Here is a 14,938-nt window from a genome sequence, read left to right as displayed (position 1 = left end):
ATCAGGTGGCGAACACGGGTGAGAGATGAGGCCAGTGCTCCGCCGCGCAGAGGACCGGCGGACGGTCGAGCGGCGCGGGCAGCGTGATGTCGCGCCCGCCGCGATGGGCGCGGCCGGTCCAGACGTCGACCCAGTCCCCTTCGGGCAGGTAGACCGGTTGCTCCGCGACCCCGGGCGCCGTCACCGGGGCCACCAGCAGCGCGTCGCCCAGCTTGTACTGCAGCGGATGCTCCCAGACGCGCGGGTCGTCCGGGTGGTCGAAGAACAGCCCGCGCATCAGCGGCGCCCCGCCGCCGACCACCTGGCGGGCCTGCCCCGCCAGGTACGGCACGAGCCGCTCGCGCACCTTGGCCAGCCGCCTGAAGACGGGCAGCACCCGGTCGTCGCCGGTCTGCTCAGCCACGTTCCACGGCGTGCGGTCCCTCAGGGGCAGGCGGTGGTGGTTGAACTCCGAGTGGTACTGCATGATCGGCATGAACGCCGCCGCCCCGGCCGCCCGCAGATAGAGCTCGGCATCGGGCAGGTCACCGGAGAACCCGGCCAGGTCCCAGCCCCAATAGACGATCCCGCAGGCCGAGGCGGTGATCCCGGCCCTGATGGACGACCGGAACGCCGTCCAGGTCGAGTCCTCGTCCCCGGCCCAGAAGACGCCGTGCGGCTGTGACCCGGTGAACCCGGCCCGGCTGAACGTCACCGGCGCCTTGCCGTGCCGCTCCAGCAGCTCGCCGAAGGCGCGCGCGTAATGCACGGGGAACAGGCCGTTGCCGTCGTCACCCCTGCGCCCGTCGGCGTAGCGCAGGTCGTGGCCCCACGCGTGCTCGCCGCCGTCGGTCTTGAACCCGTCCACGCCCACCTCGTCCACCAGGTAGGCGCGCTTGGCCGTCCACCAGTCGCGGACCTCGGGCGAGGACAGGTCGGGCATGAGCGCCAGCGGGAACCACCAGCCGCGGTTCCGGTACGGCCGGCCGTCGCTCTCCCTGACCCCGTAGCCGTGCTCGACCAGCTGCCGGGCGTCCACAGCCGCCTGGTGCCGGGGGTGCGGACGCATCTTCTGCAGCGGGATCTGCCAGAGCAGCACCTTGATATCCCGCTGGTGCAGCTCGTCCACCATGCCCTTGGGATCCGGCCACGGCCCGTCCGGCGGGAAGGCGTAGTCCGCCAGCCGGTGCGGCTCCTCCGACGGCTCGTATTCGGCCCCGCGGAACGCCGTGAACGTCGTCTCGTCACTCCACGCCTCGATGACCAGCGCCCCGACGGGGATGTCGTGCTCGCGGTGCCGGTCCATCTCGGCCAGCACGCGTTCCTGCGTGTTCCACTCGTTGCCGCTGGCCCACAGCCGGAACACCCACGAGGGCAGTTCCGTCGGCCGCCCCACCTCCTCCAGGAAGCCCCGCAACACCTCGGCCGGGGTCACGCCGTCATAGAGCCGGACCGAGGGCTCGCCGTCCGGCCCCACCTCCGCCTCCACGACCAGCCGGTCCGGGGTGGAGGCGCCGACGTCGTACCAGGTCCGCCTGGAGGTCTCGACGTGGAACCCCCAGCTCGCCGCCCCGCCGACGACGAGCGCGAACGGCATCGGCAGGTACGTCCTGCCGTGCGCCCCCTGCGCCTTGTACTGCTCGAACACCACCGCGTCCAGCCGCCGCCCGCGCTGGTCCACCGCGTCGAACCGCTCGCCGAACCCCACCACGTGCTCACCGTCGGCCAGCGCCAGCTCGAACCGCACCCGCCGCGCCCCGTCGCCGCCGACCAACCACCGCACGCTCCCCGGCACCACCCGGTCGGCGCCGCGCACGACGAGCTTCCCGCCGCTCCGGCCCCACGCCGCCGCCGTCACCTCGAACCACCTGCTGGTACGGCTCCCACCGCCGTCCAGCGCGGCCCGGAACCGGTAGGCGTAGTGCTGCCCGGCGCGCAACACGGGTGAGCGCGCCACCCACGATCCGGCGGCGGCCCGCGCCGCCCTGGCCTGCGCGCCAGCCAGATGCCCGCCGTCAACCGCGCCAGCCTGGTGCCCGCCGTCAACCTCGCCAGCAAGGCGCCCGCCGTCAACCGTCCCGGCTTGGTGCCCGCCGTCAACCGCCTCGGCCGCATCACCGGTGTGGTCCCCGGCTTGGGTCAGCGGCAGGTCCACCGGCGCCGCACCGTCGGTGACCCACTCGCACACCACCGAGACGACCTTCGCCGAGGCTCGCACCCGTAGCTCCACCGCCTCGCCGTCCATCGGCCAGGCGGGCACGCGCTGGTCCTCGGTTGTGGCGTACGGGTGCCCGGACCCGTACGGCCGATGCCGGATCATGCCCGCACCCCCTGCTCGTCCAGCCCACTCTGCTCGTCCAGCCCACTCTGCTCGTCCAGCTGATCCAGCTTGTTCAGCTCGTCGGCGAGGATCAGGTACATCCCGTGCGACCACAGCAGCGGCGTGGCCACGGTGCCCCATCGGTCCAGCCACTCCTGGAGCCGGTCGGGCGCCAGCAGCCGGTCGGACACCTGCTCGGGCAGGTCACCCTCGGGGGTCGCCTGGGCCGCCATCCAGTCCAGGTATCGCTGGGCTTCCGCGCGCCGCCCGGCCCGCGCGTGGTTCCAGCCGAGGAACCCGGCCAGCAGCACCCAGCGCCCGCCGCCGTAGAAGGTGTCGGCCAGGTAGCGGTACACGCCGCCGTCGACGGCGAGCTGCCGCTCCACCTCGGCCACCGTCGCCGCGCCGACCGGATGATCGGCCGCGTAGAGCCCGAACGGCTCGACGCACGCGAGCAGACTGGCGTCCACGGCCTCACTGCCCAGCCATTTCGTGAGATATCCGGACTTCGCAGCCCCGGCGCCAGAAGCCCCGGCGCCGGACGCCGCGAGGCCGGATGGCCCGGCGTTGGAGACTGCGGTGCTGGAGGCCGTGGCGGAGGTGGCGCCCGAAATGCCCTCGGCGGCCACCAGGGCCGCGATGCCCTCCACCGCCCGCCCCGCCGACTCTGACTCGGCCCCGCTCAGCACGCCCAGCGCGACGGCCGCCCGCAGCCCGGCGTGCACCGCGCCCAGCGTCGCCACGTGCCGCTGCTCGACGTGCTCCTCCCACCAGTCGTAGCACGGCATGTCCCAGAACGAGGTGAGATACCGGGCCGCCGTCCGCACCCCCTTCTCCACCCCTGAGACCGCCCGGCCGTGCCGGAAGGAGTGCTCGCGCAGGGCCCACAGCCACGTGCCGTACCCGTCGAGCTGGAAGTCCCACCAGTCGACGTCCCCGTCCACGCCGTCGAGTGTGAACCGCGTCGGCAGCATCTCGGCGGGCGAGACCGGTTCACCGCGTCCCGCGCGTGAGACGAGCGAGTCGACCTGTCCCGCCCGGTCGCCGATCACCCGGGCGCACCAGGTGTGGAAGGCGTCCGCACCGGCGGCGTCGCCGTGCCTGCTCACCCCCTCGGCGATGAACGCCCCATCACGCAGCCACGAGTAGCCGCGATAGGCGGAGAAGGTGGGCGAGGCCGGGTAGGCGCCGGTGGGGGACTGGAGCCTTTGGATCACGTCAAGGCTGTGCGACACGAGGGTCACGGGAACCGATCTCCTGAGATGAGTGGGCGGGCAACTCAGCCGAGCAGGGCGTCGACCTCGGCGGCGGCGGTCTTGAGCGCCTCCTCCACCGGCTTGCGTCCGGCGGCGGCCTCGGTCAGCTGCTTGGTCACGGCGTCCTGCATCTCCTGCTGGCGCTTGATGACCGGCGGCAGCGCGATCGACTTCAGCGAGTCGAACACCGCCTGACGGTTGGCGGGCTTGGGGTCCTTGAGATAGCCGGACAGCACCGCCTGGTCGGCGACCGGCGGCAGCTCCCACGACGACGCGACGCGGGTGGTCGCCGCGGTGTTCGACGACGACAGGAACCGGGCCCAGGCCCAGGCCTCCTTGCCGTGCTTGGTGCCGGAGGAGGCGGCGACGGCGTTGTGGAAGACGGCGCTGGCCTTGGCGCTCTCACCGGGCTCGACGACGACGTCCCAGGTGAAGGCGGCGTCCTTCAGCCCGGCGAACTGCCAGATGCCGTTGTGCCACATGGCGAGCTTGCCGGACTTGAAGAGGTTCGTGTCGTAGTCGGCGGTGCCGCCGATCTCCGCCTCGGTCGGCATCGTCTTGCCGACCTTGGAGACCAGCCACTGCGCCGCCTTGACCCCGGCCGGGCTGTTGAACGCCGACTTCTTGCCGTCGGCCGACAGGAACTCGCCGCCCGCCTGCTTGAGCGTCTTGTAGAACTCGAAGAACTGCACCGGCTGGAAGTCGCCGAACACGCCCTTCTTCTTGTCGGTCAGCTTCGCGGCGGCGGCCTGCTCGTCGGCCCAGGTCCAGTCGGCCGTCGGCGGGGCCACTCCGGCCTTGTCGAACAGGTCCTTGTTGTAGAAGAGCACGACCGTGGAGAACGAGGCGGGCAGCGCGTACTGCTTGCCGTCGCGCTTGAACGCCTCGAGCGACTCCTTGGCGTACACCGACGGGTCGCCGTCGCCCTTCACCGTGTCCAGGTCGAGCAGGGAGCCCGCGCTGGCGTAGGTCACGAAGTTCTCGTAGTTGAGCTCGAAGGTGTCGGGCGCGGTGCCGCCGGCGATGCTGGTCTGGAGCTTGGTGAAGTACTCGTCGAAGGGGGCGGTCTCCACCACCACGTCGACCTTCGGGTTCTCCTTCTCGAAGGCCTTCTCGATCTTGTCCAGGTCCTTCACGTGGTCGGGCGCGGCCGAGAACGTGAAGTAACGCAGCGTCACCTTGCCGCCCTCGCCGGACGGGGCCTTCGTCGCCGAGCCCTGGGAGCAGGCGGTGGCGAGCAACGCGGCCGCCGCCAGGGAGGCGGCAACCCGGACCTTCTGTGACCGGACCTTCTGTGACCTGATCTTCTGTGACATGGGGGGACTTCCTTTACTTGTGCACAACTACTTGAGCCCGCTCTGCGCGACACTGGCGATGACGTGCTTCTGCGCGAAGACGTAGAGGATGAGGATCGGCACCACGCTGATCACCGAGCCCGCCATGACCACGTCCCACTCGGTGGTGAACTGGCCGTGCAGCGTGGCCAGGCCCAGCGGCAGCGTCATGAACTCGGGCGACTTGATGATGATCAGCGGCCAGAGGTAGCTGTTCCAGCTGGCCATGAAGCCGAAGATGGCGAAGGTCGCCAGGGCCGGCCTGATCAGCGGCAGCACAACGTACACAAAAATCCGGAAATGTCCGGCGCCGTCCAGCACGGCCGCCTCGTCGAACTCCCTCGGCACCTGGTTGATAGCCTGCCGCAGCAGGAACACCCCGAACGCCGACGCGATCGTCGGCGCCAGCAGCGCGAAGTACGTGTCGACCAGGTTGAACGTGCGCATCTCGATGAACAGCGGCACGACCAGCACGGGCAGCGGCATCATCAGCGTCGCCAGGTAGACCGCGAACAGCGCGCTCCGCCCCGGGAACGGCAGCCTGGCGAAGGCGTAGGCGGCCATCGCGCTGGTGAGGAGCTGCAGCGTGGTGGAGGCCGCCCCGATCCAGGCGCTGTTGGCCACGATCCGCCAGAAGGGCAGTGTGTCGAGCAGCTTGCCGTAGGCGTCGAGGCTCGCGTTGTCGGGCGTGAAGTCCGGCGGTACGGCCAGCACCGCGTCGCTCGGCGTGATCGACGTGATCACCGCCCAGGCGAACGGGAACAGCATGACCACCGCGCCGAGACCCACCAGCAGATAGCGGATCGCCTTACCCATAGGTCACCCACCGCCTCTGCCCCCGGATCTGCACGATCGTCACGAGCAGCACCAGGGCGAACAGCAGCCACGACAGCGCCGAGGCCGCGCCCGCCCGGCCGTACCGGAAGGTGAGGTCGTAGATCTGCGACACGACGACCTGCGTCGCGCCGCCGGGCCCGCCGCCCGTCATGATCTTCACCTGGTCGAAGACCTGGAAGCCGTTGATCAGCGAGATCACCACCACGAAGAACGACGACGGCGACAGCAGCGGCAGGGTGATGTGCCTGAACCGGCGGACGGCGCTCGCCCCGTCGACCATGGCGGCCTCCTGGAACTCCTTCGGGATGGCCTGCAGCCCCGCCAGCAGGATGATCATCACGAAGCCCAGGTCCTTCCAGGCCGAGGCGAAGATGATCGACGGCATCGCCCAGTCGGGATCGGTCCACCAGCCCGGCCCGCTGACGCCGAACAGCCCCAGTGCCCAGTTGACGACCCCGCTGGCCGGGTTGAGCAGCCACTTCCACATCAGCGCCACGACGACCCAGCTGGTGATGACGGGCAGGAAGTAGACGCCGCGCAGCAGCCCGCGTCCCGGCATCGCCCGGTTCAGCAGCAGCGCCAGCCCCAGCCCGCCCAGGTAGACGAGCGGCAGGTAACCGGCGATGAAGTACAGCGTGTGCAGGAACGCGGCCCGCGTCCCGGCGTCGCCGAGCAGTTCGATGTAGTTGCCGAGGCCGACCCAGCGCATCTCGGTGATGAGGTCCCATTCGTGGAGGCTCGTCCAGAAGGAGGCGACCATCGGGATCAGCGTGTAGAGCGTCAGCGGGATCAGGCTGGGCAGCAGGAACACGGCCACGGTCCCGGCGTAGCGCCATCGCCGCCGCGGCGCCCGCCGCTCCTGCGTGCCCCCGGCCTTCGGCCGGACGGCGGTGAGGGTCATGCGCTCGCTCCTCTGTAACTGGCTCATGGCGTCGTCCCGATCAGGCGGGCCCGTACCAGGCGGCCCTGCTCTCCGGCGGCCCCGGCGGCGTCGAAGGGGGTGGCCAGTACGAGGGCCGCCGCGCCCTGGGCCCAGCTGGTGTCGTCCCAGCTCTCCACCTCGATCGAGATGTCCCTGCGCCCCGGATACAGCTGCGCCCTGACGGCCGGGTCGAAGCCCACCTGCCAGAGCGGCCAGTCGGCCGTCCCCTCGCCGAGCACCACCACGACCTCGGGATCGACCACGTTGATCAGCCCCGCCGTGGCCCGCCCGAGCACGGCCCCCGCCTCGGCGAACACCTCCCGCGCCGCCGGATCGCCCGCCGCCCCGGCCGCTCCCAGCCCGCTAAGACCGGCCGAACCGCCGTCCTTGGCGAGAGCCGCCGCCGGCAGCCCCGTCGAGCCGCCGTCCTTGGCGCGGGCCGCCGCCAGCAGCCCCGCCGAGCCGACGTACGCCTCCAGGCACCCGCGCGCCCCGCACCCGCACACCGGCCCCGCCGGATCGACGGGCACGTGCCCGAACTCCCCGGCCCCGCCCCTGGCGCCCCGGTAGACCCGCCCGTCGGCCACGATCGCCGCGCCGACGCCGCGCCCGATGGTCAGCACCAGGAAGTCCCGGTGGGTCCGCCCCCTGCCGTAGAGCCGCTCGGCCGCCGCCAGCGCGTTCACGTCGTTCTCCACCAGCACGGGCAGCTTGAGCCGCCGCCGCAGCCGCTCGCCCACCGGCATGGCCTGCCACTCCAGGGTCGGCGCGTTGACCGTGCCGACCGCCTGGTCCTCCACGCTGCCGGGCACCCCGACGCCGATCCCGAGCAGCGGCGGCGCCTGGCCGTGGTCGGCCGAGGCGGACGTACGCGCCGTCAGCCCGCGCCCGCTGCCCGAGACCACCGCCTCGACGGCGTCGGCCAGCCGGTCCAGCGCCTCAGGGGAGGACGGGTCGAACGCGCACTCCCAGGCCCCCAGCACCTCGCCGTCGAGCCGCACGTCGACCAGCACCAGATGGTCGGCCGTCACCTTCACGCCGAGCGCACGGCCCGCGCTGCCCACCAGCCCGAGCCGCTGGGCCGGCCGCCCGCCCCGCGACGGCTTGAGGTCGAGCTCCTCGAGCATCCCGTAACCCATGAGCTCGCGCGTGAGCTGCGTGACGGTCGCCGGGCTCAGGTCCAGCTCGCGCGCCAGCTCGGTGCGGCTCAGCGGCCCGACGGTGCCGAGAAGCGCGAGGATCGCCGTCCTCGTGAGATCACCGCGATCAGTGCCTGCCATGTGATGAGAACGACTTTCTTTAGAAATAAAGTTAGTGCTGAAAATATGAAGCCGCAGCACGCCGCTGTCAAGAGTCCGGGAACGCGAAAAGGGGCCCCCGCCACCGGAGACCCCTTCTCAAGAGCTGTGCGCTAGGACGCGTCCTTCGCGCGGTTGCGCAGCGCCCGGCTGACGCCGTCGGCGCCCTCCAGGATCATCCGGCGCAGCGCCTGCGGCGGCTGCTCCTTCTCCAGGTAGGACTCCGCCGCCCGCACCGTCTCCGGCTCGATGAGCAGCGCGGGGAAGCAGCCGACCGTGAACGTCTGCGCCTGGTCGAACGTCCACTCCCGGTAGATCCGGCCGATCTCCGCGAAGTACTTCTCCCGGTAGGGGGCCAGCAGCTCCGGGTGGTGCGGATCCTGGAAGCCGTTGACCGTCGTACGGGCGATGTGGTTGGCCAGCTTGCCGCCCACGATCGAGGCCCACGCGGCCGCCTTGCCCTCGGCCGTCGGGATGGCCGCCCGGCACAGCGCCGCGGAGCGCTCGCCAGTGGCGGTGGCGTCGCGCGCCAGCTCGGCGTCGATGTCGGCGCCGTCCAGCCGGCCGCCCACCACCAGCGCGTGGACGAGCGTCCAGCGCAGGTCGGTGTCGACGGTCAGCCCCTCGGGCACGGCCGAGCCGTCCAGGATGCCGGCGATGATCGCCAGATCGGCCTCGGCGGTCGCCGTGGGCGCGAACGCCTGCAGGAAGGCGAGCTGGTGGTCCGAGCCCGGCGCCGCCGTGGCGAGCAGCGTACGCAGCTCGGTGGCCAGCAGCGACAGACCCTCGGCCCGCCACGCCGGGTCGGCGTACTGCTGAATGGCCATCCGCGCCTGCCGGAGCACGGCCTGCAGGACCGTGATGTCCTTGACCGTGCCGACGCCCGAGACGACCAGCTTCACGTAGTCGTGGGTGGACATCTCGCCGTCGCGGGTCATGTCCCACGCGGCCGACCAGCACAGGGCCCGGGGCAGCGACTCGGTGAAGTCGGCGATGCCGCCGTCGACCAGGGTACGCAGCGACCGCTCGTCCAGCCGGATCTTGGCGTAGGTCAGGTCGTCGTCGTTGACCAGGACCAGGTCGGGCTGCTCCTCCCCGACCAGCTCCGCGACGCTCGTCTTGGCGCCCACCACGTCCAGCTCGACCCGCTTGGTACGCGTCAGCACGCCGTCGGCCAGCGAGTAGAGGCCGACCGCGACCCGATGCGAGCGCAGCGTCGGGTAGTCGGCCGGCGCCTCCTGCAGCACCTCGAAGGTCTCGAAGCGGCCGTCGGCGACCGTGAACGACGGGCGCAGCGTGTTGACCCAGGCGGTCTCCAGCCACTCCTTGGACCACGACGACAGGTCGCGCCCCGAGGTCCGCTCCAGCGCCCCGAGCAGGTCCTTCAGCTCGGTGTTGCCCCAGGCGTGCTCACCGAAGTAGTCGCGCACCCCGGCCAGGAAGTTGTCCAGCCCGACGTAGGCGACCAGCTGCTTGAGCACCGAGGCGCCCTTGGCGTAGGTGATGCCGTCGAAGTTGACCTCGACCGCCTGCATGTCGGGGATGTCCGCGGCGATCGGGTGCGTGGACGGCAGCTGGTCCTGGCGGTAGGCCCAGGACTTCTCCACGTTCGCGAACGTCGTCCAGGCACCCTTGCCCCAGCGGGTCGCCTCGGCCTGGGCGAGCACCGACATGTAGGTGGCGAACGACTCGTTCAGCCACAGATCGTCCCACCAGCGCATGGTCACGAGGTCGCCGAACCACATGTGCGCCATCTCGTGCAGGATCGTCTCGGCGCGCCGCTCGACGACGGCGTCGGTGACCCTGGACCGGAAGACGTAGTCCTCCAGGAAGGTCACGCAGCCGGCGTTCTCCATCGCGCCCGCGTTGAACTCCGGCACGAACAGCTGGTCGTACTTGCCGAACGGGTAGCGGACGCCGAACACCTTGTGGAAGAAGTCGAAGCCCTGCCGGGTGACCTCCAGGATGTTGTCGGCGTCGAGGTGCTCGGCGAGCGAGGCGCGGCAGTAGATGCCCAGCGGGATGCCGTCGTGCTCTGAGGTCACCTTGTAGTACGGCCCGGCGACCAGCGCGGTGATGTAGGTCGACATGACCGGCGTGGCGGGGAACTGCCAGCGCCTGGCCGCCTGCACCGTGCCGTGCTTGCCGGTCTGCTCGGGCAGGTGCTCGACCGACGTGGCGGCCGCGTTGGAGACGACCTCCCAGTCGGCCGGGGCCAGCGCGGTCAGCTTGAAGGTGGCCTTGAGGTCGGGCTGGTCGAAACAGGCGTACATGCGGTGCGCGTCGGCCGTCTCGAACTGGCTGTGCAGGTAGACCTTCTGGTCCACCGGGTCGACGAAGCGGTGCAGCCCTTCGCCGCTGCGCATGTAGACGCAGTCGGCGTCGACGCGCAGCTCGTTGGACTCGGCCAGCGAGGGGAGCGGGAAGCGCCCCTTCTCCGCGTCATAGGTGGAGACATCGAGGTCGGCTCCGTTGAGCGTGACCTTGCGCACGTGCGCGCCATGGAGGTCGATGAACGTGGCCGAGCCCGGCCGGGTGCTGCTGAACCGGACGGTCGTGACACTCTCGAAGCGCTCGTCTCCCTCGGTCAGATCGAGTGCGACCTCATACGACTCGACCTTCAACAGCCGGGCGCGCTCGCGAGCCTCGTCCCGGGTCAGGTTGCCTGCCAAGTTCCACTCCTTTTCGCACTTCTTTTCGCCACTTTATGGAGGTTTGTCGGTATCCTGCCACGCGGGGAATAGGACATCGACACCCCAGGTTATGGCCCTCGTGACTGACACGACCCCCGTAGACCTTTGGTTCGATCCTTTCTGCCCATTTGCCTGGGTGACGTCACGATGGCTGCTCGAAGTCGAGAAGGTTCGCCCGATCGAGCCTCGCTGGCGCATCATGAGCCTGCAGGTCCTCAACGAGGACAAGGACGTCTCCGACGAATACCGCGCGTCGAGCGCCCGGGGCGCGAAGCTCATCAGGGTCATCGCCACCGCCGCCGACCGCTTCGGCGAGGAGTACATCGGTCGCCTCTACACCGAGTTCGGCACCCGCCTGCACAACGAGGGCCGGGGCCGGGACATCGACACTCTGCGCGTGATCGCCGAGGAGTCGCTCGAGGCCGTGGGTCTCGACAAGGGTCTGGCCGCCGAGGCCATGGACTCGACCGAGTACGACGACGCCATCCGCAAGTCGCACAACGAGGGCATCACCCTGGTCGGCCAGGAGGTCGGCACTCCCGTCATCCGCGTCGGCTCCAACGCCTTCTTCGGCCCGGTGGTCACCACCATCCCCCGAGGCGAGGACGCGGGCCGGCTCTGGGACGGCGTGCTGCTGGTCACCGAGTTCGACGACTTCTTCGAGCTCAAGCGCTCGCGCACCCGGCGGCCGAGCTTCGACTGACTTTCACCGCTGTTTTTCACCTCGCAGTGACTTGTAGCGGCGCAATCCGCGCCTATCCGGTGTGTCCGGCCGTACTCTTCTGAAAGAGCAGCACTGTTCTGAAAGATGCAGCCGAACGAGGCGCCACGCCCTCGCTCAGCGACGGCCGGCGCGCAAGGATGGGGGCTATGCGTCAGCTGTACATCGGCGGTGCCTGGACCGCTTCGGTCTCCGGCGAGCCCATCGAGGTCGTCAACCCGGCCACGGAACAGATCATCGACCGGGTGCCGGCCGGCGCCCCCGACGACGTCGAGGCGGCCGTACGCGCCGCGCGGAGCGCCTTCCCCTCCTGGTCCGCCACTTCCGCCGCCGAACGCGGCAAGCTGCTGGCCGCCGCCGCCGAACTGCTGACCGAGCGCGCCGGCGACATCGCCAAGACCATCGCGACCGACATGGGCTCACCCCTGGGCTTCGCGCTCAAGGTGCAGACGCTGATGCCCGCGGGCGTGCTGGCCGGCTACGCCCGGCTGGCCGAGAGCCATCCGCGCGAGTCGCGCGTCGGCAGCTCGCTGGTGCTCAAGGAGCCGGTCGGCGTGGTCGCCGCCATCACCCCGTGGAACTACCCGCTGCACCAGATCGTGTGCAAGGTCGCTCCGGCTCTGGCCGCCGGTTGTACGGTCGTGCTCAAGCCGTCCGAGGTGGCGCCGCTGGCGGCGTACGCGCTGGCCGAGATCTTCCACGAGGTGGGCCTGCCCGCCGGCGTGTTCAACCTGGTCAGCGGGCGCGGGCCGGTGGTGGGCGAGGCCATGGCCGCGCACCCGCAGGTCGACATGATCTCCTTCACCGGCTCGACGGCCGCCGGCCGCCGGGTGGCCTCGCTGGCGGTCGAATCGGTCAAGCGGGTGGCGCTGGAGCTCGGCGGCAAGTCCGCCAACCTGATCCTGCCCGACGCCGACCTGGGCGCCGCCGTCAAGGTCGGCGTCGCCAACTGCTTCATCAACGCCGGCCAGACCTGCTCGGCGTGGAGCCGCATGATCGTCCACCGCGACCAGTACGACGACGCGGTCCACCTCGCCGTCGCCGCGGCGCGCCGCTACACCGTCGGCGACCCGTTCGACGAGACCACCCGCATCGGCCCGCTCGTCTCCGCGGCCCAGCGCGACCGCGTGATCCACTACATCAACCGGGGCCAGGAAGAGGGCGCCAGGCTGGTGACCGGGGGCACCGAACGCCCGCACCCGCGCGGCTACTACGTCGAGCCGACCGTCTTCGCCGCGGTCGAGCCCGGCATGACGATCGAGCAGGAGGAGATCTTCGGCCCGGTCCTGTCGATCATCCCCTACACCAGCGAGGACCAGGCCGTCCGCATCGCCGACGACACCCCCTACGGTCTGGCCGGCGCGGTGTGGGCGGGCACCCAGGAGCGGGCGGTCGCGGTGGCGCGCAGGCTGCGCACCGGGCAGGTCGCGATCAACGGCGGCGCGTTCAACCCGCTCGCCCCGTTCGGTGGCTACAAGCAGTCGGGCATCGGCCGCGAACTGGGCGAGCACGGGCTGGAGGAGTTCCTCGAGGTCAAGTCGCTGCAGCTCTAGGGGCGCACTCAGAGGAGCAGCCCGCCGGCCGCCAGCAGGTTCTGGCCGGTGATCCACCGCCCGTCGGGCCCGGCCAGGAACGCCACCACGGCCGCGATGTCGTCCGGCTGCCCGAGCCGTCGCAGCGCGGTCATCGCGGGGATCTGTTCGAGCGCCTCCGGCGCATTGCTGCCGTGCAGCATGTCGGTGTCGGTCGCGCCGGGCGAGACGATGTTGGCCGTGATGCCGCGCCCGCCCAGCTCACGCGCCGCGACCTTGGTGAACTGCTCGACGGCCGCCTTGCTCCCCGCGTAGAGCGAGATCCCCGGGCCGGGCACACGTGTGTTGAGCGTGGAGATGTTGATGATCCGCCCGCCGTCGCGCATCACCCGCCCGGCCCACTGGATGGCCAGGAACACCGAACGCGCGTTGACCGTGAACACCCGCTCGTAGGACTCGTCCGTGACATCGGCGATGAGCCCCTGCCCGGTCTCCGCCGCGTTGGCGACCAGGATGTCGAGCCCCGGCAGCAGCTCCTCGGCCGTGGCGAACAGCCGGTCGAGATCCGCCCTGCTCGCCTGATCGGCTTGTACGGCATGCGCTCCGGTAGCCGCGGCCACCTCCTTGGCAGACTCCGCGTTGCCGCGATAGGTGAAGACCACCTCGGCGCCGTCAGAGGTCAGCCGTTCGACGATGGCCCGGCCGATGCCCCGGGAGCCACCTGTGACCAACGCGCCTTTCCCCGAAAAGACCTTTCCCGAAGATTCCTGTCCCGAAGATTCCTGTCCCGAAGGTTCACTCATACCGCCAACCTACGTTCTGAGCATGATCTTGCGCGCCTCCGGTTTCGGCAGCCGGTCGACGTACAGCTTCCCGTCGAGGTGCTCGGTCTCGTGCTGGAAGCAGCGGGCCAGCGAGCCGCGTGCCTTGACGCGCTGCGGGCGGCCGAGCCGGTCGAACCCCTCGACGGTCACGCCCGCCGCCCGCGCCACCGGGGCGTAGATCGGCGTGCCCGTCTGCCGGTCGGGCACCGACAGGCAGCCCTCCTCGTCCAGCACCTCTTCCGGATCGTCCACGGTCAGCACGGGATTGATCATGTGGCCTTTGCGGCGGTTGATGTCATAGACGAACAGCCGCCGCGGCACGCCGATCTGCGGACCGGCCAGGCCGACGCCGTCCACCGCGTACATCGCCTCGAACATCTCGTCGATGAGGCGGCGCAGCTCGCGGTCGAAGCCTTCGACGGGCTCGGCTGGTGTGCGCAGCACAGGATCGCCGAGGACGCGGATCTCGCGCATGATGCTCTACTTCCGTAACTTCCGTAAGGACTGGCTAACCGATGGGGTCCTTACTCTAGCCAGCCGACGCGCTGGTGCGAGGCCCGTGCGCGGCGCTGTGGAAGACTGGGCGCGTGCGTGTCTATATCGGTGCCGACCATGCCGGCTATGAGTTCAAGAACCACCTTGTGTCCTGGCTCAAGGACAACGGGCACGAGGTGACCGACTGCGGTCCGTTCGTCTATGACGCCGAGGACGACTATCCGGCGTTCTGCCTGCGGGCCGCCGAGGGCGTCGCCGGCGATCCGGGCAGCCTGGGCGTCGTCATCGGGGGGTCGGGCAACGGCGAGCAGATGGCCGCCAACAAGGTGCGCGGCATCCGGGCCGCCCTGGCCTGGAGCCAGGACACAGCCAGACTCGCCCGCGAGCACAACAACGCCAACATCGTCTCCATCGGCGCGCGCATGCACTCCGACGACGAGGCGACCGGCTTCGTGGAGACCTTCCTCGCCACGCAGTTCTCCGGCTCGGAGCGGCACGCCCGCCGCATCGCGCAGGTGGCGACCTACGAGACGATCGGCCAGCTGCCCTCTCTGCCCTAAGCCCGCCGCTTGGGCTCGCGTTTGGGCATCTCGTCACGCAGAGGCCGCCGGTCGGCGGCCTCCTGCTGCTCCTTCGAGGGTCGCGACACGTCGCGGGCCCGCATCGCGGTGATCGCGGTGATCTGCAAACTCTGCAGTGCCATGCCCGCGAGCCTACGTCAGAGGGG

General features: G+C 70.5%; 13 protein-coding genes. 3 read left to right on the top strand and 10 right to left on the bottom strand.

Annotated elements, in window-relative coordinates; genetic code table 11:
• Position 1 precedes the first annotated feature (1 nt).
• The 7 genes from ACIBO2_RS11750 to pepN all read right to left on the bottom strand — a co-directional run bounded on the left by ACIBO2_RS11750 (position 2) and on the right by pepN (position 10,618).
• On the bottom strand, positions 2-2,299 hold the full coding sequence (locus ACIBO2_RS11750; protein ID WP_397296705.1) for a TIM-barrel domain-containing protein: 2,298 nt from the start codon (positions 2,297-2,299) through the stop codon (positions 2-4).
• Positions 2,296-3,543, bottom strand: coding sequence for a glycoside hydrolase family 15 protein (locus ACIBO2_RS11745; protein ID WP_397296702.1), 1,248 nt, complete (start codon positions 3,541-3,543; stop codon positions 2,296-2,298). Before ACIBO2_RS11745 ends, ACIBO2_RS11750 begins: the two co-directional genes overlap by 4 nt.
• A 35-nt stretch (positions 3,544-3,578) precedes the next feature.
• Positions 3,579-4,871: a sugar ABC transporter substrate-binding protein gene (locus ACIBO2_RS11740; RefSeq protein ID WP_358556395.1), complete on the bottom strand. Its 1,293-nt coding sequence runs from the start codon at positions 4,869-4,871 to the stop codon at positions 3,579-3,581.
• 27 nt (positions 4,872-4,898) lie between these two features.
• Complete coding sequence (locus ACIBO2_RS11735; RefSeq protein WP_358183134.1) at positions 4,899-5,705, bottom strand: carbohydrate ABC transporter permease; 807 nt, start codon at positions 5,703-5,705, stop codon at positions 4,899-4,901.
• On the bottom strand, positions 5,698-6,627 hold the full coding sequence (locus ACIBO2_RS11730; RefSeq protein ID WP_358556398.1) for a sugar ABC transporter permease: 930 nt from the start codon (positions 6,625-6,627) through the stop codon (positions 5,698-5,700). The genes ACIBO2_RS11735 and ACIBO2_RS11730 overlap by 8 nt, the downstream gene beginning before the upstream one ends.
• A gap of 23 nt (positions 6,628-6,650) precedes the next feature.
• Complete coding sequence (locus ACIBO2_RS11725; RefSeq protein WP_397296699.1) at positions 6,651-7,928, bottom strand: ROK family protein; 1,278 nt, start codon at positions 7,926-7,928, stop codon at positions 6,651-6,653.
• A gap of 131 nt (positions 7,929-8,059) precedes the next feature.
• Positions 8,060-10,618, bottom strand: coding sequence for an aminopeptidase N (pepN, locus tag ACIBO2_RS11720; protein WP_397296696.1), 2,559 nt, complete (start codon positions 10,616-10,618; stop codon positions 8,060-8,062).
• Positions 10,619-10,709: 91 nt separating this feature from the next.
• On the opposite strand from pepN, the gene ACIBO2_RS11715 reads away from it, so the two are divergent.
• Complete coding sequence (locus tag ACIBO2_RS11715) at positions 10,710-11,342, top strand: disulfide bond formation protein DsbA (RefSeq protein ID WP_358556407.1); 633 nt, start codon at positions 10,710-10,712, stop codon at positions 11,340-11,342.
• 167 nt (positions 11,343-11,509) lie between these two features.
• Positions 11,510-12,913, top strand: a complete 1,404-nt coding sequence (locus tag ACIBO2_RS11710; protein WP_358556410.1) for an aldehyde dehydrogenase family protein — start codon at positions 11,510-11,512, stop codon at positions 12,911-12,913.
• 8 nt (positions 12,914-12,921) lie between these two features.
• Here ACIBO2_RS11710 and ACIBO2_RS11705 read toward each other — a convergent pair whose 3' ends face one another.
• Together ACIBO2_RS11705 and def are read right to left on the bottom strand one after the other, a co-directional pair.
• Positions 12,922-13,623 carry an SDR family oxidoreductase gene (locus ACIBO2_RS11705; RefSeq protein ID WP_358556412.1) on the bottom strand — a complete coding sequence of 234 codons (702 nt, stop codon included), beginning with the start codon at positions 13,621-13,623 and terminating at the stop codon, positions 12,922-12,924.
• 81 nt (positions 13,624-13,704) lie between these two features.
• Positions 13,705-14,190, bottom strand: a complete 486-nt coding sequence (def, locus tag ACIBO2_RS11700; protein WP_358556415.1) for a peptide deformylase — start codon at positions 14,188-14,190, stop codon at positions 13,705-13,707.
• A 113-nt stretch (positions 14,191-14,303) separates the two neighbouring features.
• On the opposite strand from def, the gene ACIBO2_RS11695 reads away from it, so the two are divergent.
• Positions 14,304-14,771, top strand: a complete 468-nt coding sequence (locus ACIBO2_RS11695; protein WP_358447749.1) for a ribose-5-phosphate isomerase — start codon at positions 14,304-14,306, stop codon at positions 14,769-14,771.
• Here ACIBO2_RS11695 and ACIBO2_RS11690 read toward each other — a convergent pair.
• Positions 14,768-14,914, bottom strand: coding sequence for a hypothetical protein (locus tag ACIBO2_RS11690; RefSeq protein WP_219537467.1), 147 nt, complete (start codon positions 14,912-14,914; stop codon positions 14,768-14,770). The two genes, ACIBO2_RS11695 and ACIBO2_RS11690, sit on opposite strands and share 4 nt — an antisense overlap.
• Positions 14,915-14,938: the final 24 nt, after the last annotated feature.

It is taken from the genome of Nonomuraea sp. NPDC050022, assembly GCF_044460705.1.
In the GTDB taxonomy this organism is placed as follows: domain Bacteria; phylum Actinomycetota; class Actinomycetes; order Streptosporangiales; family Streptosporangiaceae; genus Nonomuraea.
Note: the sequence above shows the minus strand (reverse complement) of the source record. Positions and strands in the feature narration are given on the sequence as shown.

Excerpts from the sequence above, each read along its gene's own strand:
- ACIBO2_RS11750 (WP_397296705.1), bottom strand. The coding sequence starts at position 2,299 with ATGATCCGGCATCGGCCGTACGGGTCCGGGCACCCGTACGCCACAACC.
- ACIBO2_RS11740 (WP_358556395.1), bottom strand. The coding sequence starts at position 4,871 with ATGTCACAGAAGATCAGGTCACAGAAGGTCCGGTCACAGAAGGTCCGG.
- ACIBO2_RS11735 (WP_358183134.1), bottom strand. The coding sequence starts at position 5,705 with ATGGGTAAGGCGATCCGCTATCTGCTGGTGGGTCTCGGCGCGGTGGTC.
- ACIBO2_RS11730 (WP_358556398.1), bottom strand. The coding sequence starts at position 6,627 with ATGACCCTCACCGCCGTCCGGCCGAAGGCCGGGGGCACGCAGGAGCGG.
- ACIBO2_RS11725 (WP_397296699.1), bottom strand. The coding sequence starts at position 7,928 with ATGGCAGGCACTGATCGCGGTGATCTCACGAGGACGGCGATCCTCGCG.
- ACIBO2_RS11715 (WP_358556407.1), top strand. The coding sequence starts at position 10,710 with ATGGCCCTCGTGACTGACACGACCCCCGTAGACCTTTGGTTCGATCCT.
- ACIBO2_RS11710 (WP_358556410.1), top strand. The coding sequence starts at position 11,510 with ATGCGTCAGCTGTACATCGGCGGTGCCTGGACCGCTTCGGTCTCCGGC.
- def (WP_358556415.1), bottom strand. The coding sequence starts at position 14,190 with ATGCGCGAGATCCGCGTCCTCGGCGATCCTGTGCTGCGCACACCAGCC.
- ACIBO2_RS11690 (WP_219537467.1), bottom strand. The coding sequence starts at position 14,914 with ATGGCACTGCAGAGTTTGCAGATCACCGCGATCACCGCGATGCGGGCC.